We start from the raw sequence: 24,391 nt of genomic DNA on the forward strand, positions 1-24,391 counted from the left end.
AGTTTTTTTTGATTTTCTTTTTAAGTGGGCATTTTTTATGCTTTTAGCAAAAAAAACAATCCAATCTGGATGAATTTAAGGCAAATCTTTTCATTGCATGGTGATCTTTTCCTCAATAATATCTCTATTAATTGATATTCGCCCTTATTGTTGAGGTTTTTATGTCTGTTGTTTTACGCCAGTATCTAGATTTCTATCCTCAGGTTGGTCAAAAAGTCTTTTTAGATCGTTCCTCTGTTGTCATTGGGGATGTCAGGTTAGCAGACAATGTCAGCATCTGGCCTCTTGTCGTAATTCGAGGAGATGTAAATTACGTATCAATTGGCTCACGTACAAATATTCAAGATGGCTCTGTTTTACATGTAACTCATAAATCCCCTGATAATCCTGACGGTTTCCCATTGATAATTGGGGAAGATGTCACAGTAGGTCATAAAACGATGCTACATGGATGTAAGGTTGGAAATCGGGTGTTAGTCGGTATGGGTTCTATTTTACTTGATGGCGTCATTATTGAAGACGATGTGGTCATTGGTGCAGGCAGCCTTGTGCCCCCCGGAAAAAAATTGGAAAGCGGCCACCTATATGTAGGTAGCCCAGCCAGACAAGTTAGAAAGCTCAAACCTGAAGAATTGGAAGGACTACTTTATTCAGCTAATAACTATGCCCGCTGGAAAGATAACTATTTATTAGCAGAACAATCTGAAGGTAAAGAGTAGCGCCCAAATTGATCATCATACCCACTCGAAATAACCGTTTCAAATTCTTCTTCCAAATCCCAACGGTGTTGACGAAAAAGATCGAGTGGGTGATGAGCCTTGCCATAACGCTCAATGATTACATCAGCACTCATCATACATTCCACCAGCAGACCATCTACTATTGCTGGAAACATTACTCTATTTCCTACTTCATCCCATTCTTCACGATCGGGGAACTGAATTGATTGATTCATGCGTGTAATTCCCGCCTTAAGGCAGTTAAAACAGGTTCTATTTCTGGAAAGACCCCATGCCACAGTTCAAAGGCATGTGCAGCTTGCCCAACTAACATCCCTAAACCATCAGCTAAACATGAAACTCCATTTTGCTGAGCAAAACGCAGGAAGGGCGTTAATCCATTCTGATAATACATGTCGTAACAGATACTATCATTTTGGAAAATCAACGGTGATATTGCTGGAAATTCTCCATCAATACCGGAAGATGTTGCATTAATAATGATATCAAAGGCCGGATAAATAAGAGTCCCCATTTCAATAGCCCTGATATCTCCCAGCCGAGAGAATTTATCCGCGATTATTTGGGCACGCTCAAACGTACGGTTAGTAATAGTGACTGAGCGCCCCAAAGACAGCAGAGGTGACAAAACCCCTTTTGCTGCTCCACCAGCACCAATAATCAAAATATTCTGTGTCCCAGAGATGAAATTGAGTCTCTGTAAGTCCGCTAGGAGTCCGATACCATCTGTATTATCACCAAGAAGTCGGTTTCCCTCTATCCGTTTTAATGTGTTGACTGCACCGCTGATCTTTGCTCGTTCAGTCAACTCATCTGAGTATTGATAAGCTCTCTCTTTGAAAGGAACAGTGATATTCGCTCCTATTCCTCCCTGCTCAAAAAAATGCTTTAAGGTTTTTTCAAAGTGCTCTATCGGAGACAGTATCCGCCCGTATTGATGTTCAATGCCAGTCTGTTCAGCAAATAATCGATGAATATAAGGCGATTTGCTATGTGCGATTGGATTCCCAAAAACCGCGAATTTATCCATTATTTTCTATCCCTGCCGATATAGTTTGCCTGTTAAAGCATCCCTGATTTCTGATGGGTTTTTACGTCCCCCTACTCCCCCCTCCAAAACCGGGATATGCTTTCCAAATTGCTGACGCACTTCTTCTACGCTCCGACATGGCTCAAATCCACTAAAATTCGCACTGGTAGAAACCAAAGGTTTTTCATACATAGAACATAACTGCTTAACCAAAGGGTGATCCGTGACTCGAACGGCCAAAGTTGAAAACTTACCGGTCAGCCATATTGGTGTTGTTTTTTTCGCTGGTATTACCCATGTAACAGGCCCCGGCCAAAAAGAAAACATAGTTTTTTTCTGTATATCATTCAGCTGAGTATCATCAATATAAGGGCATAACCGTTCATAATTATCAGCAATCAAGATTAACCCTTTTTCCCAAGGCCTATTTTTCAGTGCTAATAAATCTTGCACGGCATCTTCACTATCAGGATCACAGCCTAATCCAAAAACAGCCTCTGTCGGATAGGCAATCACTTTTTTTCCTTTTAAAGCCGTAATAACTGCATCAAATGCAGGAGAAATTTCGTTACTCATTATCTTTCTCAATTTCAGTGGGTTGCTGCTTACTACACAATTTGCTGGCACAAAATAACTTTACGCCGTGGGAAATCCGCTTTTCTATTAATAACGGATAATGACAAAATAAACATTCTCCTGAAACTGGCTTATTGTTAAGTGTAAACTGACACTCTGGATAGCGGCTACAGGAATGAAATGTTTTACCAAAACGAGACTTACGCTGGAGTAGTTTTCCCTGTTGGCATTGAGGGCAATTAATTGATGTATCATTCGGTTTATCAATCAATTCTGTGTGTCCGCACTCAGGATAATGACTGCAGCCGATGAACATACCGTAACGCCCTTGCCGCAGGACTAGGGTGAAACCACATTTCGGGCATATTTGCCCATCTAATTCCTTAACAATATGTCCATCGCCTAACGCTTTTAAAGGGCGAAGATAGTGGCAAGATGGATAGTCGGAACATGCATAAAATGGCCCATGAACTCCATTGCGGATGACTAATTCGGCACCACAATTAGGGCAATATTCTGTTTCTTTTATAGCAAAGGGAACTTTCTTAGACATATATTACTCACGGAATACCAACCACCATCATATTGGAAAAATACCAATTAAATAGATCAATTAGTTCGGACATACCCACCAGCGACAACAGCAACTTTTCCCATAAGTTCCAGCTCCAATAATTTGGTCATAACTTCGGTAACAGGTAGAGAAGAGCGCTTGGCGATTATATCAATAGGTGTAACTTCGTTACTTACGTTAACCAGCACATCCACAAATGGCAACTCTGTTTGTTCAAATTGTTCATTCTCTTTTTCTTCAGTATTAATCCATTGAAACGAAGTACTAATATGTTCCATAACATCCATCACGCTTGTTGCCAAATAGGCACCCTGTTTGATCAACCAATGATTACCTTCATTTGAGGCGGTGCCCAATGGCCCAGGTAAAGCAAAAATATCCCGCCCTTGTTCAAGAGCACAACGGGCAGTAATCAGTGAGCCACTATTTTTATGTGCTTCCACAATAATGAGAGCTAGACTTAATCCACTAATAATCCGATTTCGTCTTGGAAAATTCTTGGCTCTGGGTGGTGTATCAGGAAAAAATTCAGAAATTAACGCGCCATTTTCTTTGATCCGCTGAGCCAACAATTGATGGCGACTGGGATAGATATTCTCAAATCCACTACCGAGTACAGCAATAGTTTTTCCTCCTGCATCCAATGCCGATTGATGACAGATACCATCAATGCCAATCGCAAGCCCACTAGTGATTACCAGATTATTCTTAGCCAACTCCCCAGCAAATACCCTTCCCCATTTCTCACCATAGAAGGTCGCAGCCCTGCTACCCACCATTGAAATTTGTTTTTGAGACAGAACCGATACATCTCCCATGACAAAGAGTACCAGAGGTGGAGAATGTATCTGTTTTAATAAAGGAGGATATTCTGGCTGAGAGAAAGTCAGTAAATGATTATCTGGTTGCTCTAACCAATTAAGAGCCGAAATCAGCATGGAGGAATTAGCCTTTGTAAATTGCAGACATTGTGCCGACGACAGACCACATTCTTTAAGGAAAGTCGTGCTACAATTCTTCGTTTGCAACAAGCGCTCCATAATAGGCATCGCCTTTACTGCTGAAAGATGAGAGACCATTTTCATTCGCAACCATATTTCCATCGCTTCCATATTGTCATCCTGACCTGATTGAAAATCACACCTGCATGATTAATTTATGCTCAATACTGTCAATCCAAACGGGAAATGTCTAGAATAGGCACTAATTATCACTCACTTTTTGGATGCAGTTCTAAACATATATGTCAGTTTTACAAGTATTACATTATCCAGACGAGCGACTTCGCACAATTGCAAAGCCAGTAGAAAAAGTCGATGCAGAAATCCAGCGTATCATTGATGATATGTTTGAAACGATGTATGCAGAAGAAGGTATTGGCTTAGCGGCAACACAAGTCGATATTCATCAAAGAATTATTGTCATTGATGTTTCTGAGAATCGTGAACAGCGTCTTGTACTGATTAACCCAGAGTTGATCAATGAGTCAGGTGAAACAGGGATAGAAGAAGGTTGTCTATCTGTTCCTGAACAGCGTGGGTTTGTGCCTCGTTTTGAGCAAGTCAAAATTAAGGCTCTGGATTATCACGGTCAGCCGTTTGAATTGGAAGCCGATGAGCTATTGGCAATTTGCATTCAGCATGAAATGGATCATTTGGTCGGTAAACTCTTTGTCGATTATCTATCGCCATTGAAACGCCAACGCATCCGTCAGAAAGTTGAAAAAATTGATCGATTAAGAACCAAGAGCAAATAATTTTTTATCATTGCAGGAAATAACAGTGTCTGATTCTTTACGTATTATTTTTGCCGGAACACCTGACTTCGCGGCTCGCCATTTGGCAGCTTTACTAAACTCCCAACACCAAATTGTTGGAGTACTCACTCGACCAGACAAACCGGCAGGAAGAGGTAAAAAACTGACACCAACCCCTGTAAAGGTATTGGCTGAAGAACATGGAATTCCTGTTTTTCAGCCAATAACCTTACGTGCGGAAGAAAGCCAACAATGGATCATGGAACAACAAGCCGATATTATGATCGTTGTTGCATACGGGTTAATTCTTCCTCAAGCCGTTTTAGATATTCCACATCTGGGATGTCTGAATGTTCACGGTTCTTTGTTACCTCGCTGGCGGGGTGCAGCACCTATTCAACGCTCAGTTTGGGCTGGGGATAGAGAAACTGGAGTGACTATCATGCAGATGGATGCGGGGCTTGATACCGGTGATATGCTGCTGAAAGCTATTTGCCCTATTGAAAAAGAAGATACCAGCGCCAGTCTGTACGGAAAACTTGCCGATATTGGCCCCACAGCTCTGCTTGATACATTAGACTTAATCACTTCGGAAAAATGTCAACCAGAGGCACAAGATGACACTCTTGCGACCTACGCGGAAAAACTGAGTAAAGATGAAGCAAAAGTGGATTGGAATTTGCCAGCAATTCAAATTGAACGTTGCATTAGAGCTTTCAACCCTTGGCCTTTGAGCTTTTTCTCAATCGATGATCAACCTATTAAGATTTGGCAAGCAGAAGTTATCACAGAGAAAACTGCTCAAGCTCCCGGCACAATTATCAGCGCAGAAAAAAAAGGTATTCAAGTTGCGACTGCAGATGGGATATTAAATATTACTCAGTTGCAACCGTCTGGTAAAAAAGCAATGTCATCCGCCGATCTCTTAAACTCCAGACGTGAATGGTTTATACCAGGTAGCAAAATCAACTAAGATTATTTGTCCGTATGCTCTTAGCATACGGGCTTCTTCCTATTTTATTCTACTAACAACAATCAGCTTTTTTGACCATACCATGAAAAATACATATAATCTGCGAAGCATCGCTGCCAAAGCGATCACTCAAGTACTGGAGCAAGGGCAATCTCTCAGTTCTGTCATACCTGAACTCCAACAAAGGGTTTCTGACAAAGATAAAGCTCTGCTGCAAGAACTCTGTTTTGGCGTTATGAGGGTATTACCTAAGCTAGAGTGGTTTATTAGCCAACTAATGGCAAAGCCATTGAAAGGAAAACAACGTATTTTCCACTATCTGATCATGGTTGGGATATATCAGCTTACATATACGCGCATACCTGCTCATGCAGCATTGGCTGAAACCGTCAATGGTGCTATTAACTTAAAACGGCCACAACTCAAAGGGTTAATCAATGGCGTTCTTCGCCAATTTCAGCGCCAGCAACAAGAACTGGTCGAACAGGCGAATAATAATATTAGCCAGCTCCTGCATCCTAAATGGCTTCTAGAACGTATCCAAAAAGCTTACCCACAAAATTGGCAAAACATAGTAGATGCCAATAACCAAAAACCACCTATGTGGTTACGGGTAAACCAACTCCATCATACAGCTAACGAATATCTTGCCCTGTTAGAAAAAGTTAATATAGAAGCAGAACAAGATACTAATCATCCACATGCTATTCGCCTGATAACCCCCTGCCCTGTAAATGCTCTGCCAGGATTTGATCAGGGATGGGTAACTATTCAGGATCGTTCTGCTCAAGGATGTGCTGAACTTTTAATCCCATCTAACGGAGAATCCATATTGGACCTCTGTGCTGCACCCGGCGGAAAAACTACCCATATACTTGAAATAGCGCCAAAATCTAAGGTGCTCGCCATTGATATTGATGAACAAAGAATTAAGCGAGTGAATGAAAATTTACAACGACTTTGCTTACATGCAGTTGTCAAAACAGGTGATGGCCGTTTTCCACATGAGTGGGCTGATGGTGAGAAATTTGATCGTATTCTCCTTGATGCGCCATGTTCTGCAACCGGAGTTATTCGCCGTCATCCTGACATCAAATGGCTACGTAGAGATGAAGATATTAATCAATTAGTTGCATTACAATCCGAAATACTTGAAGCCATTTGGCCTTATTTAAAGAAAAATGGCACCTTAGTTTATGCTACCTGCTCAATTTTACCTCAGGAAAATAATGAACAAATTAAGGCATTTTTGGCGCGTAATACGAATGCTAAGTTAGCAGAAACAGGGACGTTGGAAAAACCAGGAATACAAATCACTCCAGAAATAACAGGTGGTGACGGTTTCTTTTATGCCAGACTAACTAAACAATAACAGTTTTCTCTCGTTTTCGATTAAACGAGAGAGTCTTAAGTTTTTGCTAAAATAGCAAGAATAGGAAAACGGCTTCTAATCAAGAAGAAAATGCGATGAAGATAATTATTCTGGGTGCAGGCCAAGTAGGTGGAACATTAGCCGAAAATTTGGTTGATGAAAACAATGATATTACTGTTGTTGATACTGATACAGATCGTTTACGCCAGTTACAGGATAAATTTGATCTCCGGGTTGTCAATGGTCATGGTTCCCATCCCAGAGTATTGAGGGAAGCAGGAGCTGAAGATGCAGATATGTTGGTGGCCGTCACTAATTCAGATGAAACCAACATGATTGCATGCCAAATTGCTTATTCCCTCTTCAATACACCGAATAAAGTCGCTAGGATACGATCATCAGAGTATATCCGAGAGTCAGAGAAATTATTCCAACCTGATGATATTCCTATTGATTACCTAATATCTCCTGAGCAATTGGTCATTGATTACATCTATAAATTGATTCAATACCCAGGTGCATTACAGGTTGTTAATTTTGCAGCAGGCCGTGTCAGTATTGTCGCTGTAAAAGCCTATTATGGTGGTTCACTTGTAGGTAATGCCTTATCTTCACTCAGAGAACATATGCCACATATCGATAGCAAAGTTGCGGCAATATTTCGTCAAGATCGCCCTATTAGGCCACAAGGCTCAACAATTATCGAAGCAGGTGATGAAGTATTTTTCGTTGCGGCATCACAACATATCAGGGCGGTAATGAGTGAATTACAACGACTTGAAAAACCATACAAACGCATAATGATTGTTGGAGGAGGCAATGTTGGTGCTGGTTTAGCCCTGCGGCTTGAAAAAGATTATAGTGTCAAACTGATCGAACATAATCAGGAAAGAGCCACAGAACTGGCAGAACTTTTACACGATACTATCGTGTTCTACGGAGATGCTTCGGACCAAGAACTACTTGCCGAAGAACATATAGAACAAGTTGATGTTTTTATTGCATTAACAAATGATGATGAAGCCAATATTATGTCAGCTATGCTTGCAAAACGAATGGGGGCCAAAAAAGCAATGGTACTTATTCAGCGCAGTGCATATGTTGATTTAGTACAAGGAGGAGTCATTGATATTGCAATTTCCCCTCAACAAGCAACAGTATCAGCATTACTTGGCCATGTACGTAAAGCAGATATTGTCAGTGTATTCTCATTAAGGAGAGGAGTTGCTGAAGCTATCGAAGCTATCGCACATGGTGATGAAAATACTTCAAAAGTTGTTGGACGGAAGATAGGTGATATCAAATTACCACCAGGCACAACAATTGGCGCTATTGTACGCGATGAAGAGGTCATTATTGCTAATGATTACAGTATCATTGAGCAAAGTGACCATGTAATCATGTTTATTACGGATAAAAAATTCGTTCCTGAAGTGGAAAAATTATTTCAGCCAAGTCCTTTCTTCCTTTAAAAACATCATACTTAGGACTATAGGCTAATATTTTTCACTTAATAAGTTAGAAGGCCAATGATAACAACTTAAAAAAATTATTATCATTGGCCTCCCAACTACTGCTTTTACCACATTTTTCTTTACGACTATAACTTCCTTTACCTTTTTTATTTTTTTCTACTCTTTGTCTAAACAAAGGATCGTGTAATAAAGCTTCTATGGCATTATCTTTAATGATGCCTTTTTTATGGCGATAGGTTGTCATAATGACCTCTAACTATGATTTCGTTAATTAGTTAAAATAATTATCTGATTAAAAACAGTGCGATTGTACTCTTAACGATCGGAATAATAAATAAAGAAAAATTATTTATTCGCAGCACCCTCTTCCAAAATCTCCAAGATAGAGCAATATGTGCTTATGTGCTTACTACCACAACATGCATCACTCAACATTTTCAAAGAGTCACGCATTTTTTGCATTTCAAACAATTTTTCTTCTATTTCCTGCAATCTAGAATCAACAATCTGTTTCGATTCTTGGCATGTATGATGTTCAGGGTCTACACGAATTGACAGCAGCTCTACAATTGCTTCTAGTGTAAAGCCTAATTGTTTCGCATAACGAATAAAACGTAATCTCTGTAAATCCTGCTCTTTATATAACCTATAACCGCCTTCCGTTCTTTCTTCATGTTCCATCAAGCCTTGTTTTTCATAAAAGCGGATAGTGTCAGGAGTGACACTTGCTAATTTAGCCAACTGACCAATACGATACATAGGAGATACTCCTACCAAATAGGAAATAAGTACAATACTACCAGAATAGATTAAGAGATCACCCACACAGGGTAAATTCGCAGATGAACAGATGAGAAATGAGATAGTGGTTATAGATATAAAATCAAAAGGCGATAAAAAACCGGGAATTAACCCGGTTTTTTATGCTCCTACAGATTACTCTGCAGATGCTGTTTCTGTCTGAGACTCAGCGGCGCGGTCAACAAGCTCGATGTATGCCATCGGTGCATTGTCACCAGCACGGAAGCCACACTTCAGAATACGAGTGTAACCACCTGCGCGGCTCGCAAAACGCGGGCCCAGTTCATTAAACAGTTTTGCCACGATCTCATTATCACGAGTACGGGCGAATGCCAGACGACGATTAGCTACGCTGTCGGTCTTGGCAAGAGTAATCAGCGGCTCAACGACGCGACGCAGTTCTTTCGCTTTAGGCAGAGTCGTCTTGATGATTTCATGACGAACCAAAGAACCTGCCATATTACGGAACATAGCTTGGCGATGGCTGCTGTTGCGGTTCAATTGACGACCACTCTTACGATGGCGCATGACCTTATCCTTCTCAGTAAAACCTTAACCTGTGATCTAGTTATTCATCAGCAATACTTGCTGGTGGCCAGTTTTCCAGACGCATGCCCAGAGAAAGACCACGCGAAGCCAGTACGTCTTTAATCTCAGTAAGAGATTTTTTACCTAGGTTAGGTGTTTTAAGTAACTCAACCTCAGTACGCTGTACCAGATCACCGATGTAGTGGATAGCTTCTGCTTTAAGGCAGTTAGCAGAGCGGACAGTCAATTCCAGATCGTCAACAGGGCGCAGCAGGATCGGATCAAACTCTGGCTTCTCTTCTTTAACTTCTGGTTGACGTACATCACGTAAATCAACGAAAGCTTCCAGTTGTTCAGCCAGAATGGTAGCTGCACGGCGAATCGCTTCTTCAGGATCGATTGTACCGTTAGTCTCCATCTCGATAACCAGCTTATCCAGGTCAGTACGCTGTTCTACACGAGCTGCTTCAACATTGTAGGCAATACGCTCTACTGGGCTATAGCAAGCATCTACTAACAAACGACCGATAGGACGCTCATCTTCTTCCGAATGAATTCGGGCAGAAGCCGGCACATAACCACGACCGCGCTGAACTTTAATACGCATGCTAATAGAAGCGCTTTCGTCAGTCAGATGGCAGATTACGTGCTGCGGCTTGACGATTTCGACATCACCATCATGGATGATGTCGGCTGCAGTCACAGGGCCAATGCCAGATTTATTCAAAGTAAGGATAACTTCATCTTTACCCTGAACTTTCACCGCCAGCCCTTTCAGATTGAGGAGAATCTCCAGGATATCTTCCTGTACACCTTCTTTGGTGCTGTACTCATGCAGTACACCATCAATCTCAACCTCAGTCACCGCACAACCCGGCATAGACGAAAGCAGAATACGGCGCAGTGCGTTGCCAAGAGTATGGCCAAAGCCACGCTCTAATGGCTCAAGGGTCACCTTGGCATGCGTCGAACTGACTTGCTCGATATCTACCAGGCGCGGTTTTAGAAACTCTGTCACAGAACCCTGCATTGTGTCCTCTCTTTGGTGCTAAGCTTTACTTAGAGTAAAGCTCGACGATCAGGTGTTCGTTAATGTCAGCGGATAGATCAGTACGTTCAGGAACACGCTTGAACACACCTTCCATCTTCGCAGCATCAACTTCCAACCAAGTTGGTTTCTCACGCTGCTCAGCCAGCTCTAAGGCTGCTTTAATGCGAGCCTGCTTCTTCGCTTTTTCACGAACGCTGACTACGTCATTCGGGGATACCTGATAAGAAGCGATGTTAACAACGCGACCGTTTACCACGATAGCCTTATGGCTTACCATCTGACGTGATTCAGCACGAGTTGCGCCAAAGCCCATACGATAAACGACGTTATCCAAGCGACCTTCCAGCAGATTCAGCAGGTTTTCACCTGTGTTGCCTTTCAGACGAGTCGCTTCTTTATAGTAGTTACGGAATTGACGTTCCAGAACACCGTAAGTACGACGAACTTTTTGTTTTTCACGTAACTGAACACCATAGTCAGACAGACGCGGTTTACGTGCGCCGTGCTGGCCTGGTGCCTGTTCTAATTTACACTTGGTGTCAATCGCGCGAACGCCAGACTTCAGGAAAAGGTCTGTACCCTCGCGACGGCTCAGCTTGAGCTTAGGACCCAAATATCTTGCCATTTTTCTTTCTCCAACAATCCTAAAAACGAAAGCGTATTAAACGCGACGTTTTTTCGGTGGACGACAACCGTTATGAGGAATCGGAGTCACATCAGTAATATTAGTGATGCGGAAACCAGCCGCGTTTAATGCGCGGATAGTTGACTCACGACCAGGACCAGGTCCTTTAACCATAACTTCCAGGTTCTTAATTCCGTATTCTTTTACTGCTTCAGCACAGCGCTCTGCTGCAACCTGAGCCGCAAACGGAGTAGATTTACGAGAACCACGGAAACCGGAACCACCGGCAGTTGCCCAACCCAGTGCGTTACCCTGACGATCAGTAATAGTAACGATGGTGTTGTTGAAAGAAGCATGGATATGAGCCACACCGTCAGAGACTTGTTTTCTTACACGCTTACGTGCACGAATAGGTGCTTTTGCCATTATTCAATCACCCCGATTATTTCTTGATCGGCTTACGCGGACCCTTACGGGTACGTGCATTGGTCTTGGTACGCTGACCGCGAACTGGTAGACCACGACGATGACGCAAACCACGATAGCAACCAAGGTCCATCAGACGTTTGATGCTCAGGGTCACTTCACGACGCAAATCACCTTCTACAACGTATTTGGCAACTTCGTCACGTAACTTTTCAATTTGCTCTTCAGACAGCTCACTGATCTTAACATTTTCAGCAATGCCCGCTGCTACACAGATTGCCTGTGAGCGGGTTTTACCGATACCGTAGATCGAGGTTAACGCGATTACGGTATGTTTCTGATCAGGAATGTTAATGCCTGCTATACGGGCCACTATGCACTCCTACAATATTTATTCACTGCAACACCATTCTGAAAAGCCCGTTTTCAGGATACTCAAATAATGTTGCTGTCATATAAAAAGATTGGCTGGCTAATTTAGCCAGCTCAACCCAACTTTGCAAGAAAAATATGCGATTAATTAGCCTTGGCGCTGTTTGTGCTTAGGCTCTGCACTGCAAATCACACGAACGATACCGTTACGCTTAACGATTTTGCAGTTGCGGCATAATTTCTTGACGGAAGCACGAACTTTCATTTTTACTCTCCGTAACTTCTCAAGCAAACCGATTAGCGATTATATCCTTTCAGGTTTGCCTTCTTCAATGCAGACTCATACTGACTTGACATCATCAGAGTTTGCACTTGAGCCATAAAGTCCATGATGACGACGACTACAATCAGTAGGGAAGTACCACCAAAATAGAATGGAACTTTCATTGCATCACGCATGAACTCCGGGATTAAGCAGATAAAAGTAATATATAACGCACCAACTAAAGTTAGACGAGTCATTACTTTATCGATGTACTTAGCCGTTTGCTCTCCCGGACGAATTCCTGGTACAAATGCACCGGACTTCTTCAGGTTATCTGCTGTTTCTCTTGGATTGAATACCAAAGCCGTGTAAAAGAAACAGAAGAAGATGATTGCAGATGCGTATAATAACACATAAAGCGGTTGACCTGGTTGCAAATACATAGAAATAGTTGTCAACCAGTTCCAGCCTGTTCCGCCACCAAACCAAGAGGCTATAGTACCAGGGAACAAAATAATGCTGGAAGCAAAAATTGCAGGGATAACCCCAGCCATATTTACTTTCAACGGTAAATGTGTACTTTGTGCCGCAAAAACTTTACGACCTTGTTGACGTTTAGCGTAGTTAACAACGATACGACGTTGACCACGTTCCATGAAAACAACGAAGAAAGTTACGGCAAATACTAATACTGCAACCAACAGCAACAGGAGGAAGTGCAGATCGCCTTGCCGAGCTTGCTCGATGGTGTGACCGATTGCAGGCGGTAAGCCAGCAACGATACCAGCAAAGATTATGATTGAAATACCGTTACCGATACCTCGTTCAGTAATCTGCTCACCTAGCCACATCAAGAACATGGTTCCCGTGACCAGACTTACAACAGCCGTGAAATAGAATGCAAAACCAGGATTAATAACCAAGCCTTGCATTCCAGGCATATTCGGCAACCCAGTAGCAATACCGATTGACTGGAATATTGCCAGCACTAACGTGCCATAGCGGGTGTACTGACTGATCTTACGGCGACCAGCTTCCCCTTCCTTCTTAATCTCTGCTAAACGGGGATTAACCACGGTTAGCAACTGGATAATAATGGACGCAGAAATATACGGCATAATACCCAGTGCAAAGATAGAAGCACGGCTTAAAGCACCACCAGAGAACATATTAAACATTTCAATGATGGTGCCTCTTTGCTGTTCGAGCAATTTGGCAAGCACAGTGGCATCAATACCAGGGATTGGAATAAAAGAGCCAATACGGAAAATAATTAGAGCTCCAATGACAAACAAAAGTCTGCGTTTTAACTCGCCTAATCCGCCTTTGGCACTTTGAAAATCTAATCCTGGTTGTTTAGCCATCTGTTACTTATTCCTCAATTTTACCGCCAGCCGCTTCAATTGCAGCGCGGGCGCCTTTAGTAACACGCAAGCCACGCACAGTTACTGCGCGATTGACTTCGCCAGAAAGCATTACTTTAGCGAATTCAATTTGAGGGCCAATAATGTTAGCTGCTTTCAGTGCATTCAGATCGATAACATCGCCTTCAACACGAGCAAAATCAGACAGACGAATTTCTGCAGTGATCATTGCCTTGCGTGAAGTAAAGCCAAATTTTGGCAAACGACGATATAAAGGCATCTGGCCGCCTTCGAAACCACGACGAACGCCACCGCCAGAACGAGATTTCTGACCTTTGTGACCACGACCGCCGGTTTTACCCAGACCAGAACCGATACCACGACCTACACGTTTAGGTGCGTGCTTAGCACCTTCAGCCGGAGACAGAGTATTTAAGCGCATCTGTTACTCCTCAACTTTAACCATATAGGAAACCAAGTTGACCATACCGCGAACAGCTGGTGTATCTTCACGTTCAACAGTATGACCAATGCGACGCAGACCTAAACCAGTCAGAGTTGCCTTATGTTTAGGCAAACGACCGATTGAACTGCGAACCTGAGTGATTTTAATAGTCTTAGCCATGGTCATTACCCCAGAATTTCTTCGACGGATTTGCCACGCTTAGCCGCGACCATTTCTGGAGACTTCATACTGTCTAAAGCGTCCAGAGTTGCACGAACCACGTTGATCGGGTTAGTGGAACCATAGGTTTTAGCTAGTACGTTACGAACTCCAGCTACTTCCAGAACAGCACGCATCGCACCACCGGCGATGATACCTGTACCCTCGTGAGCAGGCTGCATGAACACGCTAGAACCGGTGTGTGCGCCTTTCACTGGGTGGTGCAGGGTGCCGCTCTTGAGTGCGACGGTTTTCATATTGCGACGTGCTTTTTCCATCGCTTTCTGGATCGCTGCCGGAACTTCGCGTGCTTTACCGTAGCCAAAACCAACGCGACCGTTACCATCACCAACTACAGTCAGTGCTGTAAAGCTGAAAATACGGCCACCTTTAACGGTTTTAGATACGCGGTTTACCGCGATCAGCTTTTCCTGCAGTTCGCCAGCTTGTTTTTCGATGTGAGCCATCTTACACCTCTACCTTAGAACTGAAGGCCAGCTTCACGGGCAGCATCTGCCAGTGCCTGGACTCTACCATGATATTGGAAACCAGAACGGTCAAAAGATACATCTTTGATGCCTTTTTCCAGAGCGCGTTCAGCAACAATCTTGCCTACTAATGCTGCGGCTTCTTTGTTTCCAGTAAATTTCAGTTGTTCACTGATAGCTTTTTCTGTTGTAGAAGCGGCCACCAGAGTTTCAGAACCATTTGGTGCGATAACCTGCGCATAAATATGGCGAGGGGTACGGTGTACCACCAGGCGAGTTGCACCCAGTTCCTGGAGCTTGCGGCGTGCGCGGGTCGCACGACGGATACGAGCTGCTTTCTTATCCATAGTGTTACCTTACTTCTTCTTAGCCTCTTTGGTACGCACGACTTCATCGGCGTAACGAACACCCTTGCCTTTATATGGCTCAGGACGACGATAGGCACGCAGATCTGCCGCAACCTGACCAATCACCTGCTTATCAGCACCTTTCAGTACGATTTCAGTTTGTGATGGGCATTCCGCAGTTATGCCTGCTGGCAGTTGATGCTCAACCGGATGCGAGAAGCCTAAAGACAAGCTAACTGCATTGCCTTTAACTGCTGCACGGTAACCAACACCCACCAGTTGAAGCTTCTTAATGAAACCTTCGTTAACACCAATAACCATTGCATTCAGCAGAGAACGAGTTGTACCCGCCTGTGCCCAAGCATCAGCGAAACCTTCGCGTGGAGCGAAAGTCAGTTGGTTATCCGCATGTGTAACTTCAACTGCGTTGTGGATTTCACGACTTAATTCGCCGTTTTTACCCTTAATCGAAATAACCTGACCGTTGAGTTTAACCTCTACGCCGGCAGGAATGACGACGGGTGCTTTTGCAACACGAGACATTCTTTCCTCCCGATTAAGCTACGTAGCAGAGAATCTCGCCACCCAGACCAGCCTGGCGAGCTGCACGATCAGTCATTACACCTTTAGAGGTAGAAACAACAGCGATACCCAAGCCAGCCATAACTTGTGGCAGCGCATCTTTTTTCTTATAGATGCGCAGACTTGGACGGCTTACACGCTGAATGCTTTCTACAACAGCCTTACCTTGGAAATATTTCAGAGTAATTTCCAATTCTGGCTTGGTGTCGCCTTCGATTTTAAAATCTTCAATGTAACCTTCTTCCTTCAGCACTTTGGCAATTGCCACTTTCAGCTTGGAGGAAGGCATGGTGACCGCAACTTTATTCGCGGCCTGACCGTTACGGATACGGGTCAGCATATCCGCGATCGGATCTTGCATGCTCATCTGTCTTTACTCCCGTGATTCAATTGGTGACAATTACCAGCTAGCCTTTTTAAGGCCCGGGATTTCACCGCGCATAGCGGCTTCGCGGACTTTAATACGACTCAACCCAAACTTCCGCAAAAATGCATGCGGACGTCCAGTTTGACGGCAGCGATTACGCTGACGGCAAGGGCTGGAATCACGTGGCAGTGTTTGCAGCTTGAGAACAGCATTCCAACGGTCTTCGTCAGATGCGTTTACATCAGAGATGATCGCTTTCAGTTCAACGCGTTTTGCGAAGAATTTCTCAGCTAATTTCGCACGTTTTACATCACGTGCTTTCATTGATTGCTTAGCCATGAATACCCTGCCTTACTTGCGGAACGGGAAGTTAAACGCAGCCAACAGTGCGCGGCCTTCATCATCAGATTTCGCAGTAGTGGTGATAGTAATATCTAAACCACGTACACGATCCACTTTATCGTAATCGATTTCAGGGAAGATGATTTGCTCACGAACACCCATGCTGTAGTTACCACGACCATCGAATGACTTAGCGGACAAACCACGGAAGTCACGAATACGCGGTACAGCAATATAGATCAGGCGCTCAAAGAACTCCCACATGCGTTTGCCACGCAGGGTTACTTTACAGCCGATTGGATAGCCCTGACGGATTTTGAAGCCTGCAACTGATTTGCGTGCTTTGGTGATTAATGGTTTTTGACCAGAGATTGCTGTCAAATCAGCTGCTGCATTATCCAGCAGTTTTTTGTCAGCGATCGCTTCACCAACACCCATGTTCAGGGTGATCTTCTCGACCCGAGGGACTTGCATGACAGAATGGTAACCAAACTGAGTCATCAGTTTCTGGACTACCTCGTCTTTGTAGTAATCATGCAGTTTCGCCATCGTATACTCCAAATTACTTGATAGTTTCGTTATTAGATTTGAAGAAACGAACTTTTTTGCCGTCTTCGAATCTAAAACCTACACGGTCAGCCTTGCTGGTTGCTGCGTTGAAGATTGCAACGTTAGAAACATTAATAGCTGCTTCTTTTTCAACGATGCCACCTGGTTGGTTCAGAGCCGGAACTGGCTTCTGATGTTTTTTAACCAGATTAATGCCTTCAACAATAATTTTACCAGAAGAAAGAACCTGTTTTACTTTACCGCGCTTACCTTTATCTTTACCGGTTAGCACGATAATTTCGTCATCACGACGGATTTTCGCTGCCATTGTCTGCTCCTTAGAGTACTTCAGGTGCCAGAGAGATAATTTTCATGAACTTTTCATTACGAAGCTCACGAGTTACCGGCCCAAAAATACGCGTACCGATAACTTGCTCACTATTGTTGTTCAACAATACACAAGCGTTGCTATCGAAGCGAATGACAGAACCGTCCGGGCGACGAACACCCTTCTTGGTGCGCACCACTACCGCTTTCAGGACATCACCTTTTTTCACTTTACCGCGAGGAATTGCTTCCTTGATAGTAATTTTGATGATGTCACCGACATGTGCGTAGCGACGGTGCGAGCCACCTAGAACCTTGATACACATTACGCGACGTGCACCGGAGTTGTCGGCCACGTTCAGCATAGTCTGTTCTTGGATCATTTTAGTGCTCCGCTAAATGTCAACTACTACTGAGCCACTTTATTTTTAAAGAGGCCGTTTCAATATCCCATACTACGAGGGCGCGGCATTATAACACCACATCTTCGCGATGGACAGAAAAATAAACGGCCCCGTTATTTTTTGAGCCGTTTATTTCGTACGAGATAGCGTTCTGTTATTGAACCGCTTTCTCTACAACGCGAACTAAGGTCCAAGATTTAGTCTTAGACAGTGGACGGGTTTCGCGGATTTCCACCACATCACCAATTCCACATTCATTGTTCTCGTCATGTACGTGCAGTTTGGTCGTACGCTTGATGAATTTACCATATAGTGGGTGTTTCACCTTACGCTCAATAGCAACAACAATGGATTTTTCCATTTTATCGCTAATAACACGACCTTGCAGAGTACGGATTTTATCGGTCATTACGCACCCGCCTTCTCAGTCAGTAAAGTCTTAACACGTGCAATATTACGACGCACTTGCTTTAACAGGTGAGACTGTTGCAGCTGGCCACTTGCCGCCTGCATACGCAGATTAAATTGTTCGCGTAACAGGTTCAGCAGCTCAGTGTTCAGCTCTTCAACGCTTTTTTCGCGCAGCTCTTGTGCTTTCATTACATCACCGTCTTAGTTACAAAGGTGGTTTTGATAGGCAGTTTCGCTGCTGCCAGCTTGAATGCTTCACGAGCCAGCTCTTCAGGCACACCGTCCATTTCATACAGGACTTTACCGGGCTGGATCAAGGCAACCCAATATTCTACGTTACCTTTACCTTTACCCATACGCACTTCGAGTGGCTTTTCAGTGATCGGTTTGTCTGGGAACACGCGGATCCAGATTTTACCTTGACGCTTAATTGCACGGGTCATAGCACGACGTGCCGCTTCAATCTGACGAGCAGTCAGACGACCGCGGCCCACAGCTTTCAGACCGAAAGTGCCGAAGCTAACATCCGTACCTGCAGCCAGACCACGGTTGCGGCCTTTGTGCACTTTACGGAATTTCGTACGCTTTGGTTGTAACATCAGCGACTCTCCTTACTTGCGGCCTTTACGCTGCTGCTTTTTAGGTTGAGCAGCCGGTTTTTCCGCCTGTTCAACTGCAGCCATACCACCCAGGATCTCACCTTTGAAGATCCATACCTTAACGCCGATTACACCATAAGTGGTGTGCGCTTCAGAAGTATTGTAGTCGATGTCTGCACGCAGAGTGTGCAGAGGTACACGACCTTCACGATACCATTCAGTACGCGCGATTTCAGCACCGCCCAGACGGCCACTGACTTCCACTTTGATGCCTTTAGCGCCCAGACGCATAGCGTTCTGTACCGCACGTTTCATAGCACGGCGGAACATGACACGACGCTCCAGCTGGGAGCTGATGCTGTCAGCAACCAGTTTTGCGTCCAGTTCAGGTTTACGCACTTCGGCAATATTAATCTGCGCAGGAACGCCAGCGATGTCCGCTACAGCCTTACGCAGTTTTTCAACGTCTTCACCTTTTTTACCGATTACGATACCTGGACGAGCGGTGTGAATAGTCACACGGATGCTTTTCGCAGGACGTTCGATAACGATACGTGAAATAGATGCTTTAACCAGTTCTTTGTTCAAGTACTGGCGAACTTTAAAGTCGCTGTCCAGGTTGTCAGCGAATTCTTTGGTATTCGCATACCAGGTAGAGTTCCAAGGTTTGACAATCCCCAGACGAATACCATTAGGATGTACTTTCTGACCCATTGCTAGTCTCCAGAGTCTCAGCGATCGGACACAACCACAGTAATGTGGCTGGTGCGCTTCAGGATACGATCTGCACGGCCTTTTGCACGAGGCATAATGCGCTTCATTGTTGGGCCTTCGTCTACGAAAATCTTCGTGACTTTCAGATCATCGATGTCAGCGCCATCGTTGTGTTCTGCGTTAGCAATAGCAGACTCAAGTACTTTCTTCACTAAACCAGCAGCTTTCTTGTTGGTATAGATCAAAGTTTCCAGAGCTTGCGACACTTTCTTACCGCGGATCAGGTCAGCCACGAGGCGAACCTTCTGAGCAGAAGAACGAGCGTGGCGATGTTTAGCGATAGTTTCCATCTCTTCCTCCTACCTTAGCGCTTTTTAGCCTTTTTATCGGCCGCATGGCCGCGATAAGTACGGGTCGGCGCGAATTCACCCAGTTTGTGACCAACCATTTCGTCGGAAACAAAAACTGGAACATGCTGACGACCATTATGGACAGCGATGGTCAAACCGATCATGTTAGGAAAGATCGTTGAACGACGGGACCAAGTCTTAATAGGCTTTTTGTCTCCGCTTTCCACCGCTTTCTCTACCTTCTTCAGCAAGTGCAGGTCAATAAATGGACCTTTCTTGAGAGAACGTGGCATGGCTTATCCTCTAATTATTTTTTAGAACGGCGACGTACGATATATTGATCAGTACGTTTGTTGCTACGGGTCTTCTTACCTTTGGTCTGAATACCCCATGGAGTTACAGGGTGTTTACCAAAGTTACGACCTTCACCACCACCATGTGGATGGTCTACTGGGTTCATCGCCGTACCACGAACGGTAGGACGAATACCACGCCAGCGGCTTGCACCAGCTTTACCCAGAACGCGCAGCATGTGTTCAGCGTTACCAACTTCACCTAAGGTAGCACGGCAGTCAGACAGTACTTTACGCATTTCACCAGAACGCAGACGCAAGGTTACATAAGAACCATCACGTGCAACGATCTGAGCATAAGCACCTGCTGAACGAGCCAGCTGGCCACCTTTACCTGGTTTCATTTCTATGTTGTGAACAGTAGAACCAACCGGGATATTGCGCATTGGCAGAGTGTTACCAGTTTTGATTGCTGAATCAGCACCAGACTGGATTTGATCACCTGCTTTCAGGCCTTTAGGCGCAAGAATATAACGACGTTCACCGTCTTTATACAGAACCAGTGCGATGTTTGCTGAGCGGTTTGGATCATATTCCAGACGCTCAACAACAGCAGGGATACCGTCTTTGTTACGTTTAAAGTCAACCAGACGATAGTGCTGTTTATGGCCGCCACCGATGTGACGAGTGGTAATACGACCATTGTTGTTACGACCACCAGTTTTGTTGTTTTTTTCTAACAACGGAGCATAAGGTTTACCCTTATGCAGCTCAGGGTTAACCACTTTAATAACGTGGCGGCGACCCGGAGACGTAGGTTTACATTTAACAACTGCCATTGTTCTTTACTCCTCCGACTTACTCAGCGCCGCCAACGAAGTCCAAGTTCTGGCCTTCTTTCAGGGTGACGTAAGCTTTTTTCCAGTCGCTACGACGACCAACACGCTGACCGTGGCGTTTAACTTTACCTTTAACAAGCAAAGTGTTTACACCTTCAACTTCAACTTCAAACAGTTTCTGTACGGCAGCTTTGATCTCTGCTTTAGTCGCGTCTTTCGCAACCTTGAGAACGATGGTATTGTTTTTTTCCATCGCTGTAGAAGCTTTTTCAGATACGTGCGGCGCGCGCAGTACTTTTAGCAGACGTTCTTCACGGATCATGCCAGCATCTCCTCAACTTGCTTCACAGCTTCAGCAGTCATAACCACTTTGTCGAAGGCGATCAGGCTTACTGGGTCGATTCCTGCTGCATCACGAACGTCAATCTTATACAGATTGCGAGCTGCTAAGAACAGATTCTCATCAACTTCACCAGTGACGATCAGCACGTCTTCCAGTGCCATTTCTTTCAGTTTCTGTACCAGCAACTTAGTTTTAGGTGCTTCAACAGAGAACTTCTCGACAACGATCAGACGATCTTGACGTACCAGTTCAGACAGGATGCTTTTCAGGGCACCGCGGTACATCTTTTTATTAACTTTTTGACTGTGGTCCTGTGGTTTCGCTGCGAAAGTTACACCACCAGAGCGCCAAATTGGGCTCTTAATTGAACCAGAACGCGCACGGCCAGTGCCTTTCTGACGCCATGGTTTTTTACCTGAACCAGAAACTTCAGCACGAGTTTTCTGAGCACGAGTACCTTGACGAGCACCAGCTGCATACGCAACAACTACTTGATGCACAAGCGCTTCATTGAAATCACGCCCGAAGGTAGTTTCGGAAACAGTCAGCGCGCTTTGCGCGTCTTTCATTACCAATTCCATTCCTATCTCCTCGACGTTACGCCTTGACAGCCGGTTTTACGATCAGGTTACTGTTCGTTGCACCTGGAACAGCACCTTTGACCAGCAGCAGGTTACGCTCTGCGTCAACACGTACTACATCTAGACTCTGAACGGTTACACGCTCATTACCTAGTTGGCCTGCCATTTTCTTGCCTTTGAATACCTTGCCCGGAGTCTGGTTCTGACCGATAGAACCCGGAACACGGTGAGACAAGGAGTTACCATGGGTAGCATCCTGAGTACGGAAGTTCCAGCGTTTAACAGTACCCGCGAAACCTTTACCTTTAGATGTACCAGTAACGTCGACTTTTTTAACGTCAGCGAAAATTTCAACGCTAATGCTTTGACCTACAGTGAACTCAGCATCGCCTTTTGACAGACGGAATTCACGCAGGATGCGGCCAGCTTCTACACCAGCTTTAGCGAAGTGACCTGCTTCAGATTTATTAACGCGGTTCGCTTTTTTGCTACCAGTCGTTACCTGAATTGCACGATAACCGTCAGTCTCGTCGTTTTTAACTTGAGTTACACGGTTATTTTCGATTTCGATAACAGTTACAGGGATTGAAACGCCATCTTCAGTGAAGATGCGAGTCATGCCCACTTTTTTACCGACTAAACCAATCATTGTTTCAACCTCTCAATCGCTCAATGACCTGATTAACCCAGGCTGATCTGCACGTCTACACCGGCAGCCAGATCCAGACGCATCAGAGCATCAACGGTTTTCTCGGTTGGCTCAACGATGTCAACCAGACGTTTGTGAGTGCGAATTTCGTACTGATCACGCGCATCTTTGTTAACGTGCGGAGAAATCAGAACGGTAAAACGCTCTTTACGAGTCGGTAGCGGGATCGGACCACGAACCTGCGCACCAGTGCGCTTAGCGGTCTCTACGATTTCCGCAGTTGATTGATCGATTAGACGATGATCAAATGCTTTCAGGCGTATACGGATTCTTTGGTTCTGCATGAGACCAGAGCTCCAACTATTTTATAAACGTAAATAATTACTCCTCGCACCCATTTCGATTGATGGGGGAGTGTAATCGTTCAATGTATAACCCCCATATCGGGAGTATTTTAAATGGCGGTAATTCACCGCTCATTACTGATATAAATCAGTCCTACTACGTAAGTAAGCCCGCGCATTGTACATGAATTTACCCGTAAAGCAAGATTAAGGATGAAATCTATTCAAAAAATCGTACACGAAAGGGTAAAAGAAGGTGGGTGGTAGAAAAAACGCCCTATATACATCAAATTATAGGGCGTCTAAATTGTCTAGATTATAGCTATTCTTCTTTACTGAGCTGAGCTTGGGTATAATTTTGTATACCAATTCGTGTTATGAGTTCAAGTTGAGTTTCCAACCAGTCTATATGATTTTCTTCATCAGAAAGTACCTCTATCATTAAGTCCCGGCTGACATAATCATAGACTGAGTCAGCATATGCGATTGCTTCTCTGAGATCCTTTGCACCACGTAGCTCTAACTCCAAATCAGATTGCAGAATTTCTTCCACATCCTCTCCGATATTGAGTTTTCCCAAATCCTGCAAGTTGGGTATTCCCTCTAAGAAGAGAATACGCTCGATAAACTTATCTGCGTGCTTCATCTCATCAATAGATTCACGATACTCGACGTCGTTTAAGCGCATCAGGCCCCAATTTTTAAACATACGGGCATGTAAAAAGTATTGATTAATAGCGACAAGCTCATTACCTAGGAGTTTGTTCAAATGTGCAATTATTTTTTTATCACCTTTCATAGCAAGTTCCTCCGCTTCCAGTTACTACAGTGTAGTACTAATTTGGCAGAGTATTTGCAAGTAATATTGTTTTTATTTTAAGCAACATTATTTATTTGAGGCAGCAGCGCAATCTCTTTATCCATTATTTCACGTGCTTGGCGTATGCATTTTCCGCAATCATTTCCGACAGGAATAAGATTTCTCAGCTCTCTGATAGAACGAACATGTTGCTGATGAACAGCATTACGTATGGTTTTATCACTTACTGCATTACAGAGACAGACATACATGGAAGCACTCTTCTAACTATTTACATTCTTGATGACTATTTAGGCCAGATAAAAGACCATACCTAAAAACATTCACGCTTATAAAATAAGCGATATCGCAGAATAGTAAATAGAAATGAATATCATTTCAATTATTGTTTTTATTTTATTTATACAAAAAGCCACCAATAGCGGTGGCTCCCAAAATCAGAACCACCCG

At 44.1% G+C, this 24,391-nt stretch carries 42 protein-coding genes; 5 read left to right on the top strand and 37 right to left on the bottom strand.

Going from position 1 to position 24,391, the window contains the following annotated elements; genetic code table 11:
- Positions 1 to 161: 161 nt before the first annotated feature.
- Positions 162 to 719 (top strand): gamma carbonic anhydrase family protein, encoded by a 558-nt coding sequence (locus FE394_RS17620; RefSeq protein WP_319927654.1) that lies wholly within the window; start codon positions 162 to 164, stop codon positions 717 to 719.
- Here FE394_RS17620 and FE394_RS17625 read toward each other — a convergent pair.
- From FE394_RS17625 to dprA, 5 genes are read right to left on the bottom strand one after another with little or no spacing between them, the layout of a single operon-like run.
- A complete protein-coding gene (locus FE394_RS17625) occupies positions 683 to 955 on the bottom strand; it encodes a DUF1488 family protein (RefSeq protein WP_319927655.1) in 273 nt (90 codons plus the stop codon). The two genes, FE394_RS17620 and FE394_RS17625, sit on opposite strands and share 37 nt — an antisense overlap.
- The gene (aroE, locus tag FE394_RS17630; RefSeq protein ID WP_319927656.1) at positions 952 to 1,770 is read right to left on the bottom strand and encodes a shikimate dehydrogenase; all 819 of its coding nucleotides are present in this window, start codon (positions 1,768 to 1,770) and stop codon (positions 952 to 954) included. The genes FE394_RS17625 and aroE overlap by 4 nt, the downstream gene beginning before the upstream one ends.
- A gap of 6 nt (positions 1,771 to 1,776) precedes the next feature.
- Positions 1,777 to 2,346: an L-threonylcarbamoyladenylate synthase type 1 TsaC gene (tsaC, locus tag FE394_RS17635; protein ID WP_319927657.1), complete on the bottom strand. Its 570-nt coding sequence runs from the start codon at positions 2,344 to 2,346 to the stop codon at positions 1,777 to 1,779.
- Positions 2,339 to 2,899: a DNA topoisomerase family protein gene (locus FE394_RS17640; protein ID WP_319927658.1), complete on the bottom strand. Its 561-nt coding sequence runs from the start codon at positions 2,897 to 2,899 to the stop codon at positions 2,339 to 2,341. The genes tsaC and FE394_RS17640 overlap by 8 nt, the downstream gene beginning before the upstream one ends.
- A 56-nt stretch (positions 2,900 to 2,955) precedes the next feature.
- Positions 2,956 to 4,032, bottom strand: a complete 1,077-nt coding sequence (gene dprA / locus FE394_RS17645) for a DNA-protecting protein DprA (RefSeq protein WP_319927659.1) — start codon at positions 4,030 to 4,032, stop codon at positions 2,956 to 2,958.
- 131 nt (positions 4,033 to 4,163) lie between these two features.
- Between dprA and def the strand changes: the two genes are divergently transcribed.
- The 4 genes from def (at position 4,164) to trkA (ending at position 8,493) form a co-directional block, all read left to right on the top strand.
- Positions 4,164 to 4,676: a peptide deformylase gene (gene def, locus FE394_RS17650; RefSeq protein ID WP_319927660.1), complete on the top strand. Its 513-nt coding sequence runs from the start codon at positions 4,164 to 4,166 to the stop codon at positions 4,674 to 4,676.
- A gap of 25 nt (positions 4,677 to 4,701) precedes the next feature.
- Positions 4,702 to 5,649, top strand: a complete 948-nt coding sequence (gene fmt, locus FE394_RS17655) for a methionyl-tRNA formyltransferase (protein ID WP_319927661.1) — start codon at positions 4,702 to 4,704, stop codon at positions 5,647 to 5,649.
- Positions 5,650 to 5,731: 82 nt separating this feature from the next.
- Positions 5,732 to 7,021, top strand: coding sequence for a 16S rRNA (cytosine(967)-C(5))-methyltransferase RsmB (gene rsmB / locus FE394_RS17660; protein WP_319927662.1), 1,290 nt, complete (start codon positions 5,732 to 5,734; stop codon positions 7,019 to 7,021).
- Between the two features lie 95 nt (positions 7,022 to 7,116).
- Positions 7,117 to 8,493 carry a Trk system potassium transporter TrkA gene (gene trkA / locus FE394_RS17665; RefSeq protein WP_319927663.1) on the top strand — a complete coding sequence of 459 codons (1,377 nt, stop codon included), beginning with the start codon at positions 7,117 to 7,119 and terminating at the stop codon, positions 8,491 to 8,493.
- A gap of 46 nt (positions 8,494 to 8,539) precedes the next feature.
- Here trkA and FE394_RS17670 read toward each other — a convergent pair whose 3' ends face one another.
- From FE394_RS17670 to bfd, 32 genes are all read right to left on the bottom strand, one after another.
- Positions 8,540 to 8,740 (bottom strand): alternative ribosome-rescue factor A, encoded by a 201-nt coding sequence (locus FE394_RS17670; protein WP_319927664.1) that lies wholly within the window; start codon positions 8,738 to 8,740, stop codon positions 8,540 to 8,542.
- Positions 8,741 to 8,841: 101 nt separating this feature from the next.
- Positions 8,842 to 9,255 (bottom strand): Zn(2+)-responsive transcriptional regulator, encoded by a 414-nt coding sequence (gene zntR / locus FE394_RS17675; protein ID WP_319927665.1) that lies wholly within the window; start codon positions 9,253 to 9,255, stop codon positions 8,842 to 8,844.
- A 177-nt stretch (positions 9,256 to 9,432) separates the two neighbouring features.
- Entirely contained in the window at positions 9,433 to 9,825 is a 393-nt protein-coding gene (gene rplQ / locus FE394_RS17680; protein WP_319927666.1) for a 50S ribosomal protein L17, read from the bottom strand.
- A 40-nt stretch (positions 9,826 to 9,865) separates the two neighbouring features.
- Positions 9,866 to 10,855, bottom strand: a complete 990-nt coding sequence (locus FE394_RS17685) for a DNA-directed RNA polymerase subunit alpha (RefSeq protein ID WP_038269634.1) — start codon at positions 10,853 to 10,855, stop codon at positions 9,866 to 9,868.
- 25 nt (positions 10,856 to 10,880) lie between these two features.
- Positions 10,881 to 11,501, bottom strand: coding sequence for a 30S ribosomal protein S4 (gene rpsD, locus FE394_RS17690; RefSeq protein ID WP_319927667.1), 621 nt, complete (start codon positions 11,499 to 11,501; stop codon positions 10,881 to 10,883).
- Between the two features lie 36 nt (positions 11,502 to 11,537).
- Positions 11,538 to 11,927: a 30S ribosomal protein S11 gene (rpsK, locus tag FE394_RS17695; RefSeq protein ID WP_002919257.1), complete on the bottom strand. Its 390-nt coding sequence runs from the start codon at positions 11,925 to 11,927 to the stop codon at positions 11,538 to 11,540.
- Positions 11,928 to 11,943: 16 nt separating this feature from the next.
- Positions 11,944 to 12,300: a 30S ribosomal protein S13 gene (rpsM, locus tag FE394_RS17700; RefSeq protein ID WP_319927668.1), complete on the bottom strand. Its 357-nt coding sequence runs from the start codon at positions 12,298 to 12,300 to the stop codon at positions 11,944 to 11,946.
- Positions 12,301 to 12,447: 147 nt separating this feature from the next.
- Positions 12,448 to 12,564, bottom strand: coding sequence for a 50S ribosomal protein L36 (rpmJ, locus tag FE394_RS17705; protein WP_012768118.1), 117 nt, complete (start codon positions 12,562 to 12,564; stop codon positions 12,448 to 12,450).
- A gap of 32 nt (positions 12,565 to 12,596) precedes the next feature.
- The gene (gene secY / locus FE394_RS17710; protein WP_319927669.1) at positions 12,597 to 13,928 is read right to left on the bottom strand and encodes a preprotein translocase subunit SecY; all 1,332 of its coding nucleotides are present in this window, start codon (positions 13,926 to 13,928) and stop codon (positions 12,597 to 12,599) included.
- A gap of 7 nt (positions 13,929 to 13,935) precedes the next feature.
- Positions 13,936 to 14,370, bottom strand: a complete 435-nt coding sequence (gene rplO / locus FE394_RS17715) for a 50S ribosomal protein L15 (protein ID WP_069317325.1) — start codon at positions 14,368 to 14,370, stop codon at positions 13,936 to 13,938.
- Positions 14,371 to 14,373: 3 nt separating this feature from the next.
- Positions 14,374 to 14,553 carry a 50S ribosomal protein L30 gene (gene rpmD, locus FE394_RS17720; protein ID WP_008913894.1) on the bottom strand — a complete coding sequence of 60 codons (180 nt, stop codon included), beginning with the start codon at positions 14,551 to 14,553 and terminating at the stop codon, positions 14,374 to 14,376.
- Positions 14,554 to 14,558: 5 nt separating this feature from the next.
- Positions 14,559 to 15,059, bottom strand: a complete 501-nt coding sequence (gene rpsE, locus FE394_RS17725; RefSeq protein ID WP_319927670.1) for a 30S ribosomal protein S5 — start codon at positions 15,057 to 15,059, stop codon at positions 14,559 to 14,561.
- 14 nt (positions 15,060 to 15,073) lie between these two features.
- Positions 15,074 to 15,427 carry a 50S ribosomal protein L18 gene (gene rplR, locus FE394_RS17730; protein ID WP_038240476.1) on the bottom strand — a complete coding sequence of 118 codons (354 nt, stop codon included), beginning with the start codon at positions 15,425 to 15,427 and terminating at the stop codon, positions 15,074 to 15,076.
- Between the two features lie 9 nt (positions 15,428 to 15,436).
- The gene (gene rplF / locus FE394_RS17735) at positions 15,437 to 15,970 is read right to left on the bottom strand and encodes a 50S ribosomal protein L6 (protein WP_319927671.1); all 534 of its coding nucleotides are present in this window, start codon (positions 15,968 to 15,970) and stop codon (positions 15,437 to 15,439) included.
- 13 nt (positions 15,971 to 15,983) lie between these two features.
- The gene (gene rpsH, locus FE394_RS17740; RefSeq protein ID WP_319927672.1) at positions 15,984 to 16,376 is read right to left on the bottom strand and encodes a 30S ribosomal protein S8; all 393 of its coding nucleotides are present in this window, start codon (positions 16,374 to 16,376) and stop codon (positions 15,984 to 15,986) included.
- A gap of 33 nt (positions 16,377 to 16,409) precedes the next feature.
- Positions 16,410 to 16,715, bottom strand: coding sequence for a 30S ribosomal protein S14 (gene rpsN, locus FE394_RS17745; protein WP_010847489.1), 306 nt, complete (start codon positions 16,713 to 16,715; stop codon positions 16,410 to 16,412).
- A gap of 12 nt (positions 16,716 to 16,727) precedes the next feature.
- Positions 16,728 to 17,267, bottom strand: a complete 540-nt coding sequence (rplE, locus tag FE394_RS17750; RefSeq protein WP_038240482.1) for a 50S ribosomal protein L5 — start codon at positions 17,265 to 17,267, stop codon at positions 16,728 to 16,730.
- Positions 17,268 to 17,280: 13 nt separating this feature from the next.
- The gene (gene rplX, locus FE394_RS17755; RefSeq protein ID WP_012990487.1) at positions 17,281 to 17,595 is read right to left on the bottom strand and encodes a 50S ribosomal protein L24; all 315 of its coding nucleotides are present in this window, start codon (positions 17,593 to 17,595) and stop codon (positions 17,281 to 17,283) included.
- Between the two features lie 10 nt (positions 17,596 to 17,605).
- Positions 17,606 to 17,977, bottom strand: coding sequence for a 50S ribosomal protein L14 (rplN, locus tag FE394_RS17760; protein WP_010847486.1), 372 nt, complete (start codon positions 17,975 to 17,977; stop codon positions 17,606 to 17,608).
- Between the two features lie 175 nt (positions 17,978 to 18,152).
- Positions 18,153 to 18,407 (bottom strand): 30S ribosomal protein S17, encoded by a 255-nt coding sequence (rpsQ, locus tag FE394_RS17765; RefSeq protein WP_319927673.1) that lies wholly within the window; start codon positions 18,405 to 18,407, stop codon positions 18,153 to 18,155.
- Positions 18,407 to 18,598 (bottom strand): 50S ribosomal protein L29, encoded by a 192-nt coding sequence (rpmC, locus tag FE394_RS17770; protein ID WP_010847484.1) that lies wholly within the window; start codon positions 18,596 to 18,598, stop codon positions 18,407 to 18,409. Before rpmC ends, rpsQ begins: the two co-directional genes overlap by 1 nt.
- The gene (gene rplP, locus FE394_RS17775; protein ID WP_038252494.1) at positions 18,598 to 19,008 is read right to left on the bottom strand and encodes a 50S ribosomal protein L16; all 411 of its coding nucleotides are present in this window, start codon (positions 19,006 to 19,008) and stop codon (positions 18,598 to 18,600) included. The genes rpmC and rplP overlap by 1 nt, the downstream gene beginning before the upstream one ends.
- Before the next feature lie 12 nt (positions 19,009 to 19,020).
- The gene (gene rpsC, locus FE394_RS17780; RefSeq protein WP_010847482.1) at positions 19,021 to 19,722 is read right to left on the bottom strand and encodes a 30S ribosomal protein S3; all 702 of its coding nucleotides are present in this window, start codon (positions 19,720 to 19,722) and stop codon (positions 19,021 to 19,023) included.
- Positions 19,723 to 19,739: 17 nt separating this feature from the next.
- Complete coding sequence (gene rplV / locus FE394_RS17785; RefSeq protein ID WP_319927674.1) at positions 19,740 to 20,072, bottom strand: 50S ribosomal protein L22; 333 nt, start codon at positions 20,070 to 20,072, stop codon at positions 19,740 to 19,742.
- A 14-nt stretch (positions 20,073 to 20,086) separates the two neighbouring features.
- Positions 20,087 to 20,365, bottom strand: a complete 279-nt coding sequence (gene rpsS, locus FE394_RS17790; protein ID WP_011148791.1) for a 30S ribosomal protein S19 — start codon at positions 20,363 to 20,365, stop codon at positions 20,087 to 20,089.
- Between the two features lie 14 nt (positions 20,366 to 20,379).
- Positions 20,380 to 21,204: a 50S ribosomal protein L2 gene (gene rplB / locus FE394_RS17795; RefSeq protein WP_319927675.1), complete on the bottom strand. Its 825-nt coding sequence runs from the start codon at positions 21,202 to 21,204 to the stop codon at positions 20,380 to 20,382.
- Between the two features lie 19 nt (positions 21,205 to 21,223).
- A complete protein-coding gene (gene rplW / locus FE394_RS17800) occupies positions 21,224 to 21,526 on the bottom strand; it encodes a 50S ribosomal protein L23 (protein ID WP_086107746.1) in 303 nt (100 codons plus the stop codon).
- Entirely contained in the window at positions 21,523 to 22,128 is a 606-nt protein-coding gene (gene rplD / locus FE394_RS17805) for a 50S ribosomal protein L4 (RefSeq protein WP_069317336.1), read from the bottom strand. The genes rplW and rplD overlap by 4 nt, the downstream gene beginning before the upstream one ends.
- A 16-nt stretch (positions 22,129 to 22,144) precedes the next feature.
- Positions 22,145 to 22,777, bottom strand: coding sequence for a 50S ribosomal protein L3 (rplC, locus tag FE394_RS17810; protein WP_319927676.1), 633 nt, complete (start codon positions 22,775 to 22,777; stop codon positions 22,145 to 22,147).
- Between the two features lie 32 nt (positions 22,778 to 22,809).
- On the bottom strand, positions 22,810 to 23,121 hold the full coding sequence (rpsJ, locus tag FE394_RS17815; RefSeq protein WP_001181005.1) for a 30S ribosomal protein S10: 312 nt from the start codon (positions 23,119 to 23,121) through the stop codon (positions 22,810 to 22,812).
- A 322-nt stretch (positions 23,122 to 23,443) separates the two neighbouring features.
- A complete protein-coding gene (gene bfr / locus FE394_RS17820; protein ID WP_319927677.1) occupies positions 23,444 to 23,920 on the bottom strand; it encodes a bacterioferritin in 477 nt (158 codons plus the stop codon).
- 77 nt (positions 23,921 to 23,997) lie between these two features.
- Positions 23,998 to 24,192 (bottom strand): bacterioferritin-associated ferredoxin, encoded by a 195-nt coding sequence (gene bfd, locus FE394_RS17825; protein WP_319927678.1) that lies wholly within the window; start codon positions 24,190 to 24,192, stop codon positions 23,998 to 24,000.
- Positions 24,193 to 24,391 lie beyond the last annotated feature (199 nt).

Source organism: Xenorhabdus littoralis (genome assembly GCF_033949345.1).
Lineage (GTDB): Bacteria > Pseudomonadota > Gammaproteobacteria > Enterobacterales > Enterobacteriaceae > Xenorhabdus > Xenorhabdus littoralis.